Raw genomic sequence first — 17,362 nt, 5'->3', positions numbered from 1 at the left:
CTTTTCTGAATTAATGTATTGAAATTAATAATGGTAATCCATCTTTAATTTTGAAAGTGCAAAATTCGAAAGAAAGATTGAATTTCACACGTCTTTGAATGATAAAAATTTGCTCCATATTAACCTTTTTATTTAATTTTAACTCTATAAACAATCAAAGCAGAACAAAATGAAGATCCAGAAAGAAATCATAACGTTTGAAAAAGGGAAATCATTTAAACTATTTGCCCCTTCCTTAAAGAATTGTTTTTTCTGGCATTACCATCCTGAAATAGAGTTGGTGTATGTAGAAGCTTCAAACGGAATCCGGCATGTTGGAAAAAATATTTCAGGGTTTACAGACAATGAACTTCTGTTGATAGGTGCGAATGTTCCTCATCTCAATTTTGATTACGGGATACAGACAGAATGTAAACAATTAGTATTGCAAATACGCGAAAATTTTCTCCAGGATATCATTCTTCCTGTTCCTGAGTTTGAGAATATTAAAAATCTTTTAGAACGTTCCTACCTTGGATTATCATTCTCCGGAGAAACCAAAAGCATCGTTGTTGAAAAACTTCAGATCCTTAAGAGTAAAAACTCATTTGAATCATTAATAGGACTCCTTGAAATATTACAGATTCTGGCCAATTCCACTGAGGTAAATGAGCTCAATAAAGAAGATACAAGAATCAAATGGTTCCTGAACGATAAGATCAGAATGGGAACCATCTACGATTATATTCATGAAAATCATGATAAAAAGCCTAATGTAAACGAGATTGCCCAGATTGTCAGTTTAAGCACGCCTGCTTTCTGTCGGTATTTTAAAAAGCAAACCAATATGACTTTCACAGATTTTGTCAATAATTACAGAATCAATCAGGCTAAAATTTATCTGTTAAAAGATTCTTCTGTCACTGAAGTTTGTTTTCAGGTAGGATTTGAAAGCCTTTCCTATTTTAATAAACTGTTTAAGCAGCATACGGGTGAAACACCTTCAGAATTTAAGAAAAAACATTTTAAACCTATTGAAATTAATGGCCGGATCGGAGTGATTAACCGGGAATCTTCTTGTAATAAATCGTTTTGATATTATCTTCAGTTATTGATTTCTACCACAGATGGCACAGATTTTCACAGATGAATGGGAATAGTTTTGATATCAGGCCCGGCGAAAATTCTTTGAATTTTCTCCACCCATCCAGAGGATGGGTATGATAGAGGCCGTTCCTTATTCTTTGGTTAAAGAAGTTTGCATCTTTCATCCTATTACTTATTATTACAAAAAAATAACCGCCCATTGCTGAGCGGTCTTTTTATTCTAGTGAATATGTTTTTCTGCGTGATAAGAGCTTCTAACAAGAGGAGAACTTTCCACATGTCTGAAACCTAAGCTTCTTGCAAAGTCACCCAACTCATCAAACTCTTCCGGAGTAATAAATCTCTTTACAGGAAGATGTTTTTTAGTGGGCTGTAAATATTGTCCAAGAGTGATAACATCTACATTCGCATTTCTGATGTCTTCAATTGTTTGGAAAACCTCATCTTTAGTTTCACCTAAACCAAGCATAACCCCGGTTTTAGTTCTTCTTTGTCCTGCTTCTTTTAAATATCTTAATACCTCAAGGCTTCTTTCATATTTTGCCTGGATTCTCACTTCTCGGGTCAAACGTTTTACCGTTTCCATGTTGTGAGAGATCACTTCAGGAGCAACATCAACCAATCGGTCAATATGCTTGGTGATTCCCTGGAAATCCGGAATCAATGTTTCCATTGTAGTTCCCGGAGAGATTCTTCTTACAGCATTCACTGTTTCTGCCCAAAGAATAGATCCCATATCTTTAATATCATCACGATCTACAGAAGTAAGAACAGCGTGTTTAATCTTCATTAATTTGATTGAACGGGCCACTTTTTCAGGTTCATCCCAGTTTACATCAAGCGGTTTTCCTGTTTTTACTCCACAGAATCCACAGCTTCTTGTACAGATATTTCCTAAAATCATGAACGTTGCCGTACCTTCTCCCCAGCACTCCCCCATATTCGGGCAGCTTCCGCTTTGGCAAATGGTGTTTAATTTATATTTATCAACCAAGGTTCTCAATTCCCTGTAGTTCTTTCCCGTAGGAAGTTTTACACGAATCCACTTTGGTTTTTGAACGGTAGTGTCTTGAACTGAATTTTCCATTTCTAAAATTGAAGTTCAAAGTTAAGGATTTTTTAATGGAAACCATCAACCGAAGACATTGATGAAACTTATAATTCAAAATATCATTGTACATTTAAGCTCAAAATCCATTCCATGAAAAGATGCTTTTTCCTTTTATCAATTGTTACCAGCACCTATTGTTTTGCTCAACAAAAGTTCCAACCGAAAGGTTCTACTATTCTTCAAACGGTGGATGGAGATCTGGATGGAGATAAAATTCCTGAAAAAGTAATCATCTATAATACCAAGGACACCGGTGAACTTGGTGAAGTTCGCGAAATTCAAATCCTGAAAAAAATAAATAACCAATGGACCATCCTTGAAAAATCAACAAATGCAATTCTTGATAGCGAATCCGGAGGCATCATGGGTGATCCTTATTCCGGGACCAGTATAGAGAAAGGGATTTTGATTATCAATCATTTCGGTGGCAGCAGCTGGAAATGGGCCTATACGGATAAATACAGGTATCAGAATGGTCATTTTGAGTTGATAGGACATACTTCAAGTTCGGGAAGGCCGGGAGATTATATCAAAGAAGTAGATTTTAATCTTTCTACAGGGCAAATTAATTTTAGAAATGACGTTGATAACACTAAAGAATATGGCCCTTCGCAAAAGGAAACTTATATTAAAAAGGGAATCAAGATTAATCTTCAGAACAGAAATGATAAGAGTGTAAAAATTATACTTCCCAAGACCAAGGAAGAAATTTTTATATAGCTTGCCAAAAATTCTTACATGAATGTTAGGAAACCTAAAGGGGCGAGTTTTCTTTTTCAGGTTATTGATAAGGTGTAAGGGATTGATCTGCGATAAAATTATGAATACATATTAATTACCATTAATGCCCGAATAATTCTATACATCTCCCATAAAAGGTCTCTAATAAAATATTTTACTATTTCCTATGGATCTATGTGGTTTAAAATATGGAAACATATAGGCCCAAAGCTTTAAAGTTCAAACATAAATCTTTAGTGGCAAAACAATGTCTTAGAGTTTTCCGAAACTGTTAATTGTCTTCAAATTCATTGTTTTTCAATAGCTCAGCAAGAACTTTTTTAGCTCGCATCACCCGAACTTTTGTATTGGCAACAGAAATCCCCAGTTCTTCAGCTATTTCCTTGATACTTTTTTCTTCAAAAAACCTCAGCTTAATAATATCCTGGTAATTGGCATCCAGAGATTCAATGGTTTTAATGATTTTCTTTTGTTCTTCTTCAGAAATGAGAAGTTCTTCGGGGGATTTTGCATATTGATTTTTTACCTCATCAAGGTTTTCAACAGCGTCCTCGTTTTCACGGTTCTTTTTTCTCCAAAAATCAATAACTGTATTCTGAGCAATGGTGAGAATCCAGGTTTTAAACTGAAAATGCGGATCGAACATATCCAATTTCGATAGGACTTTGGAAAAGACATTCACGGTAATCTCATCGGCATCGTTTTCATCTTTTACTTTTTTCATCACAAAAGAGAAAACATCCACCCAAAAAACATTGATGAGTTTAGTCTGGGCCTTCTGGTCTTTATCTTTGGCCTTTTGAATGAGCAGAAATAGCTGTTCGTCGTTCATTAATAACAAATATAGATTATTTGGGCTGAAAATGCAAAGCGTACATGACTGTCAATAGTGAATTTTGCTTCACAAGTGAATCGTCACTCAGGAAATGTATTAATTTATCTACTATTTCAGTCCTTTTGCCATTTTACCTTACCGAGCTTTCACCTTTATACTTTTGAATTTATTATCTTTGCAACTTAAAATTTTAAAGAAAAAATCAATGAATTCCTTTATAGAAGAACTGAAATGGCGTGGTCTGTTTGCTGATATGATGCCTGGAACCGATGAACAACTGAATAAAGAGGTAACTACTGCATATATTGGTTTTGATCCAACGGCCGATTCTTTACATATCGGAAGTCTTATTCAGATAAAAATTTTAGCACACTTCCAGCAGCATGGTCACAAGCCGATTGCTTTGGTAGGTGGAGCTACAGGAATGATCGGTGATCCATCAGGAAAATCGGCAGAGAGAAACCTTTTGGACGAGGAAACGCTTTTGCATTATGTAGATTGTTTGAAAAACCAGCTTTCAAGATTCCTTGATTTTGCAGGAAATGGGCCTAATAAAGCAGAGTTGGTAAACAACTATGACTGGATGAAAAACATTTCTTTCCTGGATTTTGCCAAAAATGTTGGAAAAAACATCACAGTTAACTACATGATGGCTAAGGATTCTGTAAAGAAAAGATTTTCGGGAGAATCAGGTGCAGATGGAATGAGTTTTACAGAATTTACCTATCAGCTGATCCAGGGCTATGATTTTCTTCACTTATACCAAAACAACAATGTAAAGCTTCAGATGGGAGGTTCTGACCAGTGGGGAAATATCACTACCGGAACAGAATTAATCCGTAGAAAAGCTCAGGGCGAAGCATTCGCACTAACAGTTCCTTTGATCACAAAAGCGGATGGTTCTAAATTCGGAAAATCTGAAAGCGGAGAAAACTATTGGTTGGATAGAAAAAAGACTTCTCCATATAAATTCTACCAGTTTTGGCTAAATGCTACGGATGAAGATGCTGAAAGATTCATTAAATTCTATACATTCCTTGGAAAAGAAGAAATTGACGCATTAATTGAAGAACATAAAACAGCAGCTCACGAAAGAAAACTTCAGAAAAAATTAGCGGAAGAAGTTACCGTTTGGGTACACGGAAGAGAAGAATACGAAAAAGCACTTAAAGCTTCTGAAATTCTTTTCGGACGCTCTACTGCTGAAGATTTGGTAAGCCTTGATGAAGCAACATTCCTTGAAGTATTTGACGGAGTTCCACAAAAGGAGGTAGCAAAAGCTGATGTATTAGGAATAAGCATTGTTGATCTTCTTTCTGAAAAATCAGGATTCTTAAAATCTAAGAGTGAGGCACAAAGAGAAATCAAAGGAAATTCAATCTCTGTTAATAAGCAAAAAGTAAATGATACTTTTACCGCTAATGAAACCGATCTTATTGATGGCAAATTTTTATTGCTTCAAAAAGGAAAGAAAAGTTATTTCATTGTAAAAGTTATTTAACTTTTAATACCCTATAAAAAACGGGCGCTGAGGTAAATCTTGGCGCCCGTTTTATTTCACATCAAACAATATTTTTATTATAAATAATTAATTGATCTTATTTGAGAATTCCCGGAAACGGTTAGCTCTTCTGAAGGTTCCCAGATCATTAAAACGGACGCCGTATTTCTTCAATATCCCCTGCGCTTGCTTTCTTCCAATATGACGTACATAGAAGGTCTCATTGACTACAAAATGATGAATACTGTGTGTCCAACCAAAAAAGAAACAGAATACCTGCATGGGAAAAGTCCACCAGATGTTTAGTACCTGTGTCTGCTCAATAACATTCCCTTCTTCCACATCTCCAAAATAATGCATATTGGATGTTATAAAATGTAAGCAGAATTGACGTAAAAGATTGGGAATAAGAATTGTATAAATCATCACATTCAAACTCTTCAACACGTTTACTATATAAGGTGGAAAACTGAAATCGGTCATAAATCTTGCATTACCCCAGCTCAGTAGTAAATCTGCAAAAAAGAAATACAATATCAGATGAGCGAAAATTGTCAGAGGAAGCAAACTTAAAAATGCAGTCCGTTTTAAAGCTGTAGAAGTTTCTTCTTTAAGATTTCCGTTCTTCACTTCCTTATCCATATCATGAAACATTCGGTGAACACGAAAAAGCCCTCCTAAAACAAGATCAGCAGTTGTGAATAAGCGTTTGATTGACCACCGCTCACCATTTGTTACCCCACGCTCCTCCACATCGTGTAATGTTCCTGAAAACTTATGATGATGATAATGCAATGTGCGTCTGATCCAGGGATTGATTGTCAACGGACGTAGCACCCAGACACTCAAAAGCATAAAATGATGTATTGTCTTTTGTTTTTTAAAATAAAGCCAATGAATAAGATCATGCTCAATCTCGTGGAGAATTCCCATAAAAAAAGCATTCATTACAATCATTAACCAAGTTGGAACAATATCCTTATACCAACCAAAGGAAACAGCAAGGATAACAATAATTGAAAATAAAAATATTGAAAACCCAATACTGTCCTGCTTCTTCAATAGAGGATATTCTTCTTTAAGTTCATGATAGGATTGATTAATCTCTCTCCTAATCTGTCTGGATTTCTCTTGATGCTTCACGTATATGTGATTTTATTATTAAAAATAACAATTTATACAATCTCTTACCCTATAAACATCAACTATTAATAAAAAACGGGCGCTGAGATAAATCTCAGCGCCTGCTTTTATTTTGAAAGTATTATTAGTTTTTAAAATACATAACTTGCAGAAGCCGATAAATACTGACCACTGGAAGTTCCTTCTTTTTTCAATTCACCATCTACCCAAATTTGAACCTTTAAAGTAGAAGATGCATCGACACCAATTGCGTTTACCACAACATTAGCATTGTAAGCACCTGCTTCTGATGTCACTTCAGGACTTGACCATGTTGTTCCACTAAGGCTTGAAGCCGTTGTAGCATTCCCGTCAATTCCGTACACAGCTGCATCAATATTAGTTCCCGCAGAGGCAATAGCCTTAAAAACTACTTTATGGCTCTTTTTTGCTCCATTTACATTATCATCGTCATCTTTACTACAAGACGCTACAAACCCTAATAATAATGTTGCAAGAAGCACTACAAATGTACCTTTCAACAGTTGGTTTATTCCTGTTTTTTTCATAATCTTTTTGTTTAAATTTTAGTTACTTTATTTGATATTCTATGATTAGTGATTCTGTACCTGCAAAGCTATTGGAGTCATCGAACTTTATCAATCCTGAAAATTGTGTAATTTTTTCTACCTAAATTCTGGTATTTTTTATGCTAAAATTTTTAAGTAAATTGACCGTTTATAAAAAATATATTCTACAGAACTGATACCTGATGAAGAGATTACTGATCCTGTTAAGCATACTACTGTCCTTTGGTCTACAATCACAACAATTGATTCCCCTTAATGAAAAGCCCTACCTGGACAGTTTACAAAACGTTCTAAAAAGCAGCGGCACTACAACTGTAAAAGCAAATACTACTTTTCTTTTGTCAAATTATTATAGAAATATTGATTCTCTTTTAAGTAAAAAGTATCTGGAAAGTGCAAAAATTCTTATCAAAAGTGATGCTTTTCTTTCAGCCAAATACAATTTTTACGAAGCGCAATATAATCTTGATCGAAATAAAGAGAAAGCCACCGTTTCTTACCAAAAAGCGATTAAAGCATTATCAAAATTCAAAAATGAAGAATCTGATCTTCTTCAGGCAGCAGCGTGGTATAGCTATGGGGTCACACAGAAAGACAAGGAAGGTTATCCTTTTTTAGTGAAAACGATTCTTGAAAAAAGTATTCCATTGGCTAAAAAATATGAAAATAGCATGAATCTTGGACTTTTATACACCCAGCTTGCCGTTATCCTTACTTACAATGCAGAGTTTAAAAAATCTGAGGAGTATAATACTAAAGCTTTAAAAATTCTTGAAAAAAACTATCCCAATTCTCCTGAACTATTCTTCACCTACTTAAATTTAGCCAATAATTTCTGTTATCAGGCCAAAGGGGATGAAGCTAAAAAGTTTTTGGATAAAGCCGAAGCACTCATTGGTCCTCATCCGGATTCCTCCGTGAATGCTTTTTATTATTATGGTAAAACACTTTATTTTATTACCCGACAAAAGAACCCGGAAGCATTACCCGTTATTGAAAAAGGTCTTTATTATGCTAAAACGTTTAATCAGAATCTATTGGCGCAGATGTTTTATTTCAACAAATATGACATTTTAAGAAAATTAAAAAGGTATAATGAGGCTAAAGGTGCTTTAGAAGATATTTTAACAGAAAAATCGCTTGCTCTTGATCTCAATAACAGAAAGACCATTTATAAGCAGCTTTCTTCTTTACATGAAGAGATGGGGAATACAAAAGAAGCTTTAGGTTGGGAACAGAAATATTCAAAACTTAATGATAGTCTGAATACTGAAAATGTAAAGCTTGAGATCAATAAAATTGAGGCCAAGTTCAATACAGCAGAAAAGGAAAGAAAAATAGCCACCTTAAATGCTGAGAAGAACCAAAAAGAACTGGAAGTCAACAAGAAAAATTTCTATTTATGGGGATTAAGCCTTATTTTATTATTAGTTATAAGTCTTTTGATCTTCCTCTATATCATCTTTAGAAAAAATAAAAAGATTTCTAAACAGAAAATCAATGAAATCAAGCAAAAGGAAGAACTCTCCTTAACAAAAGCTATTCTTGAGGGGGAAGAAAGAGAACGGGAACGTATAGCAAGAGATCTTCATGATGGATTAGGGGGAATGCTGGCTGGAGTAAAAATCAATTTTTCAACATGGTCTGCCAGTCATTTAGATCCTAAAAAAGACCAGGAGTTTTATAAGATCCTGGGACAACTGGATAATTCTGTAGGGGAACTTCGGCATGTGGCAAGAAACCTGATGCCTGAATCATTGCTTAATTTCGGGTTGGAAACCGCCCTCAATGACCTTTGTGAATTTTACAACAGAAAAGATATTGAGATAGATTTCCAAGCGATCAATATTGAAAAGAATCTCCCATTAAACATTCAGCTTAACATTTACAGGATTGCACAGGAATTATTAGCTAATGCTATCAAGCATTCTGAAGCCACCAGTATTTTATTACAATGCTCCCAATCTGAAAAAGATTTTTTCATCACAATTGAAGACAATGGAAAAGGTTTTGAAAGCAACAAAGAACAAAAAACCAAAAGCATGGGTCTCCTTAATTTAAAGAACAGGGTGGATTACCTGAAAGGAAACATGGAGATCAACTCAGACAGTCAAGGTACAACCATTAATATAGAACTCAATATAGATGGAGAATGAAAAAATAAATATTGTCATCGTAGACGATCATCCTATCGTCATTGAAGGATTAAAAATGATGCTGAAAAGCCAGCCTTCATTCAATATTCCGGAAACCTTTACCTCCGGTTCGGAGATCATTCGTTTTATGGATGCCAATAAGGTTGATATTATTCTTTTAGATATCACACTACCAGATACCAATGGTACGGAACTATGTAGGGAAATCAAAAAAAAATCTCCTGAAACTGCAGTAATTATGTTCAGTAATCGTTCTGAAAGGAGTATCATCATGCAGTCTATACAAAACGGAGCCAGCGGCTACCTTCTCAAAAATACATCTATTGAAGAATTGGTAATCTGCATCCAAGGAGCATTATCCGGAGACATTGTTTTTTGTAATGAAACCAAACAGATTATCAGCAAACCTTCACAAAATGACCAGCCAATTCCCAGGCTAACTAAAAGAGAGAAACAAATCCTGCATCTTGTAGCACAGGGTAAAACAAGCAATAGGATTGCTGAAGAACTTTTTCTAAGTCCACTTACTGTAGATACCCATCGTAAAAATCTTCTACAGAAATTTCAGGCTAAAAATTCTACAGAACTCGTGAACCAGGCTATAGAATATAATCTGATTTAAAAATAAAAAACCGCTCTTAGAGCGGTTTCTTTATCTTATATAGTAAAGTTTATTATGGTTCAAGGAAGCTGTAAGCAACTTTTACAACCTGATTATCACCTTTTCCTGTAACTTTAGCAGTTCTGGCAACCTCTCCATCTATCAAAAGAGTAATGGTAAGTTCCGAATTTGCTTGTGGTAATACAGCATTAGCAGCAAAATTGATCTGTGCCTGACTAGAATTAACCCACATTTCACCACTTGTCCAACTTTCTTTTAAGGGTGCAGTTGGAGTACTATATGTAGTATTCTGTGCAGTTCCTACCTGAGTGACTACAGAGATGAGCTCTGATCCTGTAGTACCTTTTGCCATAAATTGAATTACGTGATCCTGAAATTCATCATCGTCATCTTTTTTACACGAATTTACAACAGTAATCACTGAAAATAACAAAACGAATAAAGAAGAAAGTCTAAGTGAACTTTTTAAATTGTAAAATTGCTTCATTTCTCCAAATAGATTTTTTAATGTTCCAAATATAAGTTTTTTATTAATATAAAAATATCTTTAGTGAAAATTTTACAACATTTTTTTACAAAAAATATCAAATCAACAAAAATAGAATTCACAGTAAAAAACTCAATAACACAACGTAATACTCTAATTATTAAACATAAAAATCATTCTATTTAGAATTATTTTAATACTCATAAAAAGTAACATTACAAAATAGAATTATCATGTTTTCATTCAAAGATGGTTCTTTACTTTTTATTCTCTAAAAATGATTTCCTAAGCTCCTTTATAGGAATCATAAAAGTTAAGATTTACAATGTAATTTATTAATTATATTTGCTGTATGAATTTAGATTACTTGGTAAGAGAGCCGGAAAATATTACCTCTGCTACTCCTATACTTTTTATGCTTCATGGCTACGGCAGCAATGAGCAGGACCTTTTCAGCTTTAGAGAAACCCTTCCAAAAGATTGGATCATCATTAGTTTCAGAGCTCCTAGAGATACTCAATTTGAGGGATATTCATGGTATGATATTAATTTTAACGACCCTGAAAATTTCATTGATGTTCCCCAGGCTAAGGAATCTTTAAATGCTGTACTGGAAAGTATATTAAAAATCATAAATAATTATGGTCTCACTGAAAGCAAAGTTCATTTATGCGGTTTCAGCCAGGGAGGAATATTATGCTATGCTTTAGCATTAAAATATCCTGAGTTATTTACAAATGTTGCCTGTTTGAGTGCTTACGCAGAAGAAAAGATTCTGGACGGAATTGTAAAAGACAAAAAGAAACTGGAAAAGCTAAGATTCTTTGTATCCCACGGTACAGATGATGCCGTAATTCCTATTGATTGGGGAAGAAAGGCTGCTGAATTGCTTTATGACCTTAATTGCTATTTTACATTCAGAGAATATATGAGTGGGCATGGGGTCAATCAGAAAAATTATATGGATTTAATGGATTTCTTCTCAAAATAAGCAGATTCCAATTTTAAAACAAATTCAATAAAAACAACAAATCTATTGTCGTTCATATAAACATTCCAGCATTTGGAATGTTTTTTTATTACCATAAAGATAAATTCAGTAAATTCAGTATATGAAACTAAAGCTACTTTTACTGGGTTTATTATTGGGTACTTTTATCCATGCACAAAACTCTTTCCGACTACTCAATACTCAGAAAACAGTTATCCCTTTTCAGCTTATCAACAATCTTATTTTTATCCCCATCAATATAAATGGAGCTAACCTGACCTTTATGGTGGATACAGGAGTAGCAGAAACTATTCTTTTCAGCCTGGACAATAAAGAAGTTAAACTAAGTAATGTTGAGAAAATAAAGTTTTCCGGGCTTGGGGGAAGCCTAAGTATAGATGGATTAAAATCAGAACGTAATATCGGTAGAATTGGAGATGAGATCATCAATACCTCTATGTCTCTTTATGTGATTCTTGATGAGGAATTCAATATTTCTTCTCACGTAGGGATTCCTGTAAACGGAGTTGTCGGTTACCACTTTTTTAAGGATCACCCGATCGCTATTGATTATATTTCTAAAAAAATAACGATCTATGAGAATATGGATGCTTTAAAAAGGAAGATTAGAAAATTTGATGAAATGCCCATCAGTATTGAAAAAGATAAGCCTTATCTAAACGCGGACGTAGAAATGACCCGTGAAAAGAAAGAATCAAAACTTCTTATTGATCTTGGAAACAGTGATGCAATCTGGCTCTTCCCTACTCTTATTAAAGATTTTGTTTATAACCGTCCTAATATTGATGATTTTCTGGGCCGTGGATTCAATGGAGATATTTATGGTAAAAGAAGCAGAATCCATAACTTTTATCTTGGAGATTTTAAGTTTGAAAAGCCACTTACCGCAATGCCTGATGAATACTCCATTCAGCATGTGAGCCTGGTAAAAGACCGGAAAGGATCTGTAGGTGGTGAAATCATGAGACGGTTTTCTATTATTTTTGATTATGCCAACAATAAACTATATTTGAAGAAGAACAGAAATTTTGACGACCCTTTCCATTTTAATATGAGTGGACTGGATTTTAAACAGGACGGACTGGAATGGCAGGAAGATAGAGTGAAAATTGAGACTCAAGCCATGGGCGGTACAGTAAACGGTACAGTAGGTAATAAGAATGAAGTGTATAGAGAATCTTTTCAATATAATTTTATTCTCAAACCCATATTTTCTATTGCTGGAGTGAGAAAAGATTCACCGGCTTATGTAGCAGGCTTAAAAAAAGACGACAAAGTGATCAGTATCAACGGAGATAAAACAGCAGACATGAAGCTTGAGAAAATCCTTGAAATCATGAAGTCCTCAGAAGGAAGAACGATCACCATGGTGATTCAGAGGCAAGAAGAAAAACTGACTTTCCGTTTTAATTTGGAAGATCCGATCCCTTATCAAGAATAAACAATATGACAACTGAAGAAACTACCTTAGACAGAATAAGAACGCGACCAAGATTTAAGATGTTTACTCATCTTACCAAGGAAGAGTATGCTGAAAATCTGAAAAAATATCTCGCTGAACATAAAAATGAATTTTCCGGCAACATCAATAAAGAAGTTGCGACCATCTGGGTGGAAACAAAATATGACAATTACTGGAAACCACGTCTTGCTTTACGCATCGAAATAGAAGATGATGAAGCAGTGATACGAGGTGTTTTTGGCCCTAGTTCCGCTGTGTGGACATTCTTCATGTTTCTTTATTTTTCCTTTTCCATTCTTTGGATGACCTTCTTTACTATGTATTATGTGGAAAAACAAATAAAAAGCGCCGAATACCCTTGGGCACTGAGCGCTTCTTTTATCATGTTATTTTTTATTTTTCTTACTTATATTGCCGCAAGATTCGGACAGCATAAAGGAAAAGATGAAATGCTGAAGTTAAGACAGTTTGCTGAAGAATCTACTTTACAGTTTGAGAAGAAGATTATTTAGACAGAGTATCTGTAGCTCTTTCATTCTGAATAGGAGTAGCCATTGCTTTTGCTGTTTTAATGGAATCGGATACTTTTTCTCTGTTAGCCTGTTCCTTTAGCATTTTAGGAACATCCGGTTCCAATAATTTAGTAAGCTCCTCAACAGATATATTGTTGGCATTGGGATCATTTAGAAGCTTTTTCCATGGTCTTCTTCCGCCCCAATTATAATCACCAAATACCATTACTGCTGTGCCTCTCGCCTTTGTAGTAGCACCCCCTGGATTCAGTATCCATGTATCAGCATAAGAATACAGCCATTGTGCATCTTTTCTTAATAGTCTTAAACACGAGTGTGATGCAGGATATCCAGGAAGTGTATATTCGTGCCATCCGATTCCCCCTATGTTATGGATATTAAAATTGTAAGGAAGTTTCCATTCACTGCTTACTGTAGAAATAGACAGTTTCTTTTTCCAGTTGGCAAAAGTAAGTCCTCTGGTTGTTTGCGCAGCCTTTTTACCCATACTGGTTGGTCCCCATTTCACAAGGCCTCCGTTAGAATATACTGCATAAGCTTGAATTGGATAAGAAAATATTACGAATTTTTTCACACCACTTAACACATCAAGCTGCATAGGAAACGGAGAATACGCCATCAAAGTGGTATCTATTTTAGCTGGAACAACTAAGGTATCAGCATTCCATTTGCTTTTAGAGTCTAGTCTGTTTAATGCTAAAATTGCGGTACGTTCCTTCTCGTTATACTTTTTACTGAATGCTGCATATACAGAATCCCGCATTTTTTTATCTTTTGGAAGGACGAAGGCATTATAAAAACCGTTCTCCTGCATCATGGGAGGAGCTGATTCTTTTTTAACCACAGGCACCGAATCTTTCTTTATAGAGTCTTTTTCTGTTTCCGGAGTTTCGGAAGCAGAAACAGTATCTTTAAAAGTATCGCTGATCTTTTCTATTTCTTTTTTACAGGAAACAAGGAATAGCGCGCATAAACAGGCGTATAGAAATGATTTTTTCACAGATATGTTCTTCATAAATAAAATAGGTCATTTAGTTTGGCTACCCAGTACAAATATCAGACCTAAAATTGAATCCTAAAAGACATTATGAAAAATACCGTAAAAAAACGGTGATTCAAGATTTTTTTAAAGCAGCTTATTGGTTTTAGCATAGGATAAAGCCTCTGCAATATTGCTTACTCCAATTTTTTCAAAAAGTTTTTTGCGATGAAATTTCACAGTATCTGCCGTAATAAAAAGTTTATCTGCAATTTCACTGATTGTATGGCCACTGGTATACAAGCTTAAGATTTCATATTCTCTCGAAGATAATTTTATCTTTTCACTTTTCTCCCATTTATCTGCTGTAAGATCGTATTTCCAAATTTCATCAGAGCCTTCCTTACTAAGGACTACATTCCCGGAAGAAGTATTATTAGAAAGGGAAACAGCGCATAAAGCTTTCCAAACCTGCCCATCTTCAGTAAGAAACATAGGGGCAAGCTTATGATTAACCAGAATCATATTCTTTTTACTATTGATAAGATTGAAGTCATAGGAAATAGAATATAGCTTCCTATCCTCTATCGGAATCTTATCATAAAATTTAAATCCTGCTTCATTGATTTTAATCAGCATTTCTACGTCCTCCGGTTTCACATTCTGAAAATAGAATGCATAGCCAAGATTCTTTACTTCTTCTGAGGTTTTACCACACAAAAAAAGAGGATTTTCCGAAACATATTCAAATCCTCTGGTTTGATAATTGATAACATACAGACTTTGATAGGTGGTTCTGGCAAGTGCTTTTACAGCCTCAAGATAATCCGCGTCCTGACTGAAATCAATGTCAGCATCTTTACTGACCTCATTTTTTTCGTTAAAAAATCTTTTAATCTGTTCCATATTTTTTAAAAGCTTTTCTCACTACTACACTAAAGGATAGTTTTTAGCTTTTATACTACAAATCTACACAAAAGTGTAGCAATTCTCAAAATGCTGTGATATAGATTTGCAAACGATTTGCATGGTTGTACCTTTTTCAGAAATACCATCATTAGGATGGATTCTGAAATACAGTATACAAGCAATCAGAAAAAGCAATCCAACATGTCATCAATAACCATGATATAGAAGTTGCCAAAAATTCGGTCCAAACAAAGTTGATTCGTCAAGTTTTTATCGTAAAATAACTCAGACAATGACACCTAATTCAGACTAAATATTAAATAATTGACCGAATCAAAAGCAACATCAACGATCAGCCTTTTAAACAGCATAAATCTCTGCTTTAAATTACAAACTGATCAAACCACCCTATCACTGATTTTTACTATTACTGTCCTATCAGACAGTAATTTTTTTTATCTCGTCTTATCTCTCAATGATACAAATGAGAAGTAAGCACCCTATTATCTTATTAGTGACTTTTCTGATTAAAGTAAAGAGTTCTGAATTTAGAATAATAAAATATCCAAAGTGTAAACCAGGGCAAATTCATTATTAAAAAAAGCAAAATCATCTCCCCATTAATTTTTGGCTCTCCTATCTGAAAGAAATAATATCCAAGAGAAAGTATCGGAAAGAAAAACCAGCATAAACCTGATTTTACCTTAGACTGAAATGGTTGCAAAAGGGATAATAAGCTGCTGAATGATATTATACTCATGAACAATATCCAAAATATAGTAATTCCGTACACCAGCCCACTCATATCGCAATTTCTTGGATGCTCTCTCACATGTTCTCTGGTTAATGTCATAAATACAATGAGAAGAATCATTGAAATGACCGTTGAGATCAACCAGGTTTTCACTATTGATAATAGAATATATTTATTTTTTGACATTAAATTTTGCTTTAAATACTAAAGTAATAATAACTATTCGATTTACAAAAATCCTATTCCATTCGTTTTCTGATTGATATTTAATAATTTGTTAAAGATACCATGCTCATATTATCTATAATTTTGACAAAATATCAGTTATCATGTTATACATCATTATGGTAGTTGTACTACAGGCACTTATCACCCTCACTCTATTACTCTATCTCATTAAAAACAGGGAATCTGTTCTGAATATGTTGTTATTGTATATCGGCGTGGTAGCATTGGATATGGGCTATGAATATTTCATTATTCAAAGATTCGGCTATGAATCTGTTCTGTATGAAATTCCTGGAAGTCTACGCGTGTTTAAAGGACTCATTTTTCTATATATTACCACCTACTTAATTCATGCAAAATGGAGAGACCGACTTAAATACCTCATCGCTCCACTCACATTAGTGGTTGTTCATCATGCCATTGCTTTGACAGCAAAAATCTTTGATTTATCCTGGGCGGATATGGCCATAAAATCCTACCAGGTTTATTTTGCATACTATAGCTATTATTGGTTGGCATGTCTTGCTACCTGTATTTATTTCCTGACCAAATACCGTAAAAACATTACTCATCCAGTAGCCAGTAATTTTCGTTATCTGGTTTATTATGTATTAATGGGAGTATTAATTTTTTGGACGGTTTATCAACTGGGCTGGGATACACTGATCTATCAGAAGATATACAGTTTACTATTCCTTTTCCAATTTGGATGGATTTTGTATGTTTATATTTTAACGTACCAGCACAGAATTTTGGAACAACAGAATAGATCTCATTTTTCTGCTCCTAAAGAAACCTATCTGTATAAGGACCTTTCAAAAATAGATTTTGAGACAGTACAAAATGCCGTTGTTACCTTTTATAAGGAAAGTAACGAGTATCTTGATGAAGAGTTTACTCTCGATCAGCTTTCCAGCCATTTAAAAATAAGCAAATCCGATTTAAGTATTACCTTTAATAAACACCTCAATACCAACTTCCACGAATATACCAACAGAAACCGTATCCAACATTTTAAACAGATTTTATCGGAAGATCCTTCTGCAAGTGTCATTGATCTTGCATTTCAATGTGGCTTTAAGTCCAAATCAACTTTTTATAAATATTTTAAGAAAGAATTTGATTGTCTGCCTTCTCAGCTCATCCATTAAGTTACAATTATTTAATATTAGTAACCTATTGATTTACAAAACAGTTCACCTCGAACTCAACAGAAATAGTAGTCTGAAATTTA

Annotated in this window: 16 protein-coding genes; 9 read left to right on the top strand and 7 right to left on the bottom strand. The window is 34.3% G+C overall.

What is annotated here, in order from left to right:
• Positions 1-169: 169 nt before the first annotated feature.
• The gene (locus EL260_RS06790; RefSeq protein WP_123859486.1) at positions 170-1,075 is read left to right on the top strand and encodes an AraC family transcriptional regulator; all 906 of its coding nucleotides are present in this window, start codon (positions 170-172) and stop codon (positions 1,073-1,075) included.
• A gap of 231 nt (positions 1,076-1,306) precedes the next feature.
• On the opposite strand, the gene lipA is transcribed toward EL260_RS06790, so the two are convergent.
• Positions 1,307-2,173 carry a lipoyl synthase gene (gene lipA / locus EL260_RS06785; protein ID WP_123859484.1) on the bottom strand — a complete coding sequence of 289 codons (867 nt, stop codon included), beginning with the start codon at positions 2,171-2,173 and terminating at the stop codon, positions 1,307-1,309.
• A 114-nt stretch (positions 2,174-2,287) separates the two neighbouring features.
• Between lipA and EL260_RS06780 the strand changes: the two genes are divergently transcribed.
• The gene (locus tag EL260_RS06780; RefSeq protein ID WP_123859482.1) at positions 2,288-2,917 is read left to right on the top strand and encodes a hypothetical protein; all 630 of its coding nucleotides are present in this window, start codon (positions 2,288-2,290) and stop codon (positions 2,915-2,917) included.
• A gap of 292 nt (positions 2,918-3,209) precedes the next feature.
• Here the strand turns inward: EL260_RS06780 and EL260_RS06775 are convergent, their stop codons facing one another.
• The gene (locus EL260_RS06775; protein ID WP_068941830.1) at positions 3,210-3,770 is read right to left on the bottom strand and encodes an RNA polymerase sigma factor; all 561 of its coding nucleotides are present in this window, start codon (positions 3,768-3,770) and stop codon (positions 3,210-3,212) included.
• Positions 3,771-3,978: 208 nt separating this feature from the next.
• Between EL260_RS06775 and tyrS the strand changes: the two genes are divergently transcribed.
• Positions 3,979-5,274, top strand: coding sequence for a tyrosine--tRNA ligase (gene tyrS / locus EL260_RS06770; RefSeq protein WP_123859481.1), 1,296 nt, complete (start codon positions 3,979-3,981; stop codon positions 5,272-5,274).
• An 87-nt stretch (positions 5,275-5,361) separates the two neighbouring features.
• Here tyrS and EL260_RS06765 read toward each other — a convergent pair whose 3' ends face one another.
• Positions 5,362-6,417, bottom strand: coding sequence for a fatty acid desaturase (locus EL260_RS06765; RefSeq protein WP_123859479.1), 1,056 nt, complete (start codon positions 6,415-6,417; stop codon positions 5,362-5,364).
• Positions 6,418-6,548: 131 nt separating this feature from the next.
• Complete coding sequence (locus EL260_RS06760; RefSeq protein ID WP_123859477.1) at positions 6,549-6,965, bottom strand: hypothetical protein; 417 nt, start codon at positions 6,963-6,965, stop codon at positions 6,549-6,551.
• Positions 6,966-7,168: 203 nt separating this feature from the next.
• On the opposite strand from EL260_RS06760, the gene EL260_RS06755 reads away from it, so the two are divergent.
• Both EL260_RS06755 and EL260_RS06750 read left to right on the top strand, forming a co-directional pair.
• On the top strand, positions 7,169-9,142 hold the full coding sequence (locus tag EL260_RS06755; protein WP_123859475.1) for a tetratricopeptide repeat-containing sensor histidine kinase: 1,974 nt from the start codon (positions 7,169-7,171) through the stop codon (positions 9,140-9,142).
• Complete coding sequence (locus tag EL260_RS06750; protein WP_123859473.1) at positions 9,132-9,764, top strand: response regulator; 633 nt, start codon at positions 9,132-9,134, stop codon at positions 9,762-9,764. The genes EL260_RS06755 and EL260_RS06750 overlap by 11 nt, the downstream gene beginning before the upstream one ends.
• 52 nt (positions 9,765-9,816) lie before the next feature.
• Here EL260_RS06750 and EL260_RS06745 read toward each other — a convergent pair whose 3' ends face one another.
• Complete coding sequence (locus EL260_RS06745; protein ID WP_123859471.1) at positions 9,817-10,251, bottom strand: hypothetical protein; 435 nt, start codon at positions 10,249-10,251, stop codon at positions 9,817-9,819.
• A 352-nt stretch (positions 10,252-10,603) separates the two neighbouring features.
• Here EL260_RS06745 and EL260_RS06740 point away from each other — a divergent pair, with 352 nt between their 5' ends.
• From EL260_RS06740 to EL260_RS06730, 3 genes are all read left to right on the top strand, one after another.
• The gene (locus EL260_RS06740) at positions 10,604-11,242 is read left to right on the top strand and encodes an alpha/beta hydrolase (protein WP_123859470.1); all 639 of its coding nucleotides are present in this window, start codon (positions 10,604-10,606) and stop codon (positions 11,240-11,242) included.
• Between the two features lie 121 nt (positions 11,243-11,363).
• A complete protein-coding gene (locus EL260_RS06735; protein WP_123859468.1) occupies positions 11,364-12,704 on the top strand; it encodes a PDZ domain-containing protein in 1,341 nt (446 codons plus the stop codon).
• 5 nt (positions 12,705-12,709) lie between these two features.
• Positions 12,710-13,237: a hypothetical protein gene (locus EL260_RS06730; RefSeq protein ID WP_123859467.1), complete on the top strand. Its 528-nt coding sequence runs from the start codon at positions 12,710-12,712 to the stop codon at positions 13,235-13,237.
• Here EL260_RS06730 and EL260_RS06725 read toward each other — a convergent pair.
• Both EL260_RS06725 and EL260_RS06720 read right to left on the bottom strand, forming a co-directional pair.
• A complete protein-coding gene (locus tag EL260_RS06725; RefSeq protein ID WP_185145899.1) occupies positions 13,230-14,273 on the bottom strand; it encodes a L,D-transpeptidase in 1,044 nt (347 codons plus the stop codon). The two genes, EL260_RS06730 and EL260_RS06725, sit on opposite strands and share 8 nt — an antisense overlap.
• A gap of 111 nt (positions 14,274-14,384) precedes the next feature.
• Positions 14,385-15,143: a response regulator transcription factor gene (locus tag EL260_RS06720; RefSeq protein ID WP_123859465.1), complete on the bottom strand. Its 759-nt coding sequence runs from the start codon at positions 15,141-15,143 to the stop codon at positions 14,385-14,387.
• A 1,086-nt stretch (positions 15,144-16,229) separates the two neighbouring features.
• On the opposite strand from EL260_RS06720, the gene EL260_RS06715 reads away from it, so the two are divergent.
• Positions 16,230-17,279, top strand: coding sequence for a helix-turn-helix transcriptional regulator (locus EL260_RS06715; RefSeq protein ID WP_123859463.1), 1,050 nt, complete (start codon positions 16,230-16,232; stop codon positions 17,277-17,279).
• Positions 17,280-17,362: the final 83 nt, after the last annotated feature.

This window comes from Chryseobacterium nakagawai, assembly GCF_900637665.1.
Taxonomy (GTDB): domain Bacteria; phylum Bacteroidota; class Bacteroidia; order Flavobacteriales; family Weeksellaceae; genus Chryseobacterium; species Chryseobacterium nakagawai.
Note: the sequence above shows the minus strand (reverse complement) of the source record. Positions and strands in the feature narration are given on the sequence as shown.

Coding starts and splice junctions, on each gene's coding strand:
- EL260_RS06775 (WP_068941830.1), bottom strand. CDS start 3,770: ATGAACGACGAACAGCTATTTCTGCTCATTCAAAAGGCCAAAGATAAA.
- EL260_RS06730 (WP_123859467.1), top strand. CDS start 12,710: ATGACAACTGAAGAAACTACCTTAGACAGAATAAGAACGCGACCAAGA.
- lipA (WP_123859484.1), bottom strand. CDS start 2,173: ATGGAAAATTCAGTTCAAGACACTACCGTTCAAAAACCAAAGTGGATT.
- EL260_RS06740 (WP_123859470.1), top strand. CDS start 10,604: ATGAATTTAGATTACTTGGTAAGAGAGCCGGAAAATATTACCTCTGCT.
- tyrS (WP_123859481.1), top strand. CDS start 3,979: ATGAATTCCTTTATAGAAGAACTGAAATGGCGTGGTCTGTTTGCTGAT.
- EL260_RS06760 (WP_123859477.1), bottom strand. CDS start 6,965: ATGAAAAAAACAGGAATAAACCAACTGTTGAAAGGTACATTTGTAGTG.
- EL260_RS06750 (WP_123859473.1), top strand. CDS start 9,132: ATGGAGAATGAAAAAATAAATATTGTCATCGTAGACGATCATCCTATC.
- EL260_RS06745 (WP_123859471.1), bottom strand. CDS start 10,251: ATGAAGCAATTTTACAATTTAAAAAGTTCACTTAGACTTTCTTCTTTA.
- EL260_RS06725 (WP_185145899.1), bottom strand. CDS start 14,273: ATGAAGAACATATCTGTGAAAAAATCATTTCTATACGCCTGTTTATGC.
- EL260_RS06790 (WP_123859486.1), top strand. CDS start 170: ATGAAGATCCAGAAAGAAATCATAACGTTTGAAAAAGGGAAATCATTT.
- EL260_RS06720 (WP_123859465.1), bottom strand. CDS start 15,143: ATGGAACAGATTAAAAGATTTTTTAACGAAAAAAATGAGGTCAGTAAA.
- EL260_RS06735 (WP_123859468.1), top strand. CDS start 11,364: ATGAAACTAAAGCTACTTTTACTGGGTTTATTATTGGGTACTTTTATC.
- EL260_RS06780 (WP_123859482.1), top strand. CDS start 2,288: ATGAAAAGATGCTTTTTCCTTTTATCAATTGTTACCAGCACCTATTGT.
- EL260_RS06715 (WP_123859463.1), top strand. CDS start 16,230: ATGTTATACATCATTATGGTAGTTGTACTACAGGCACTTATCACCCTC.
- EL260_RS06755 (WP_123859475.1), top strand. CDS start 7,169: ATGAAGAGATTACTGATCCTGTTAAGCATACTACTGTCCTTTGGTCTA.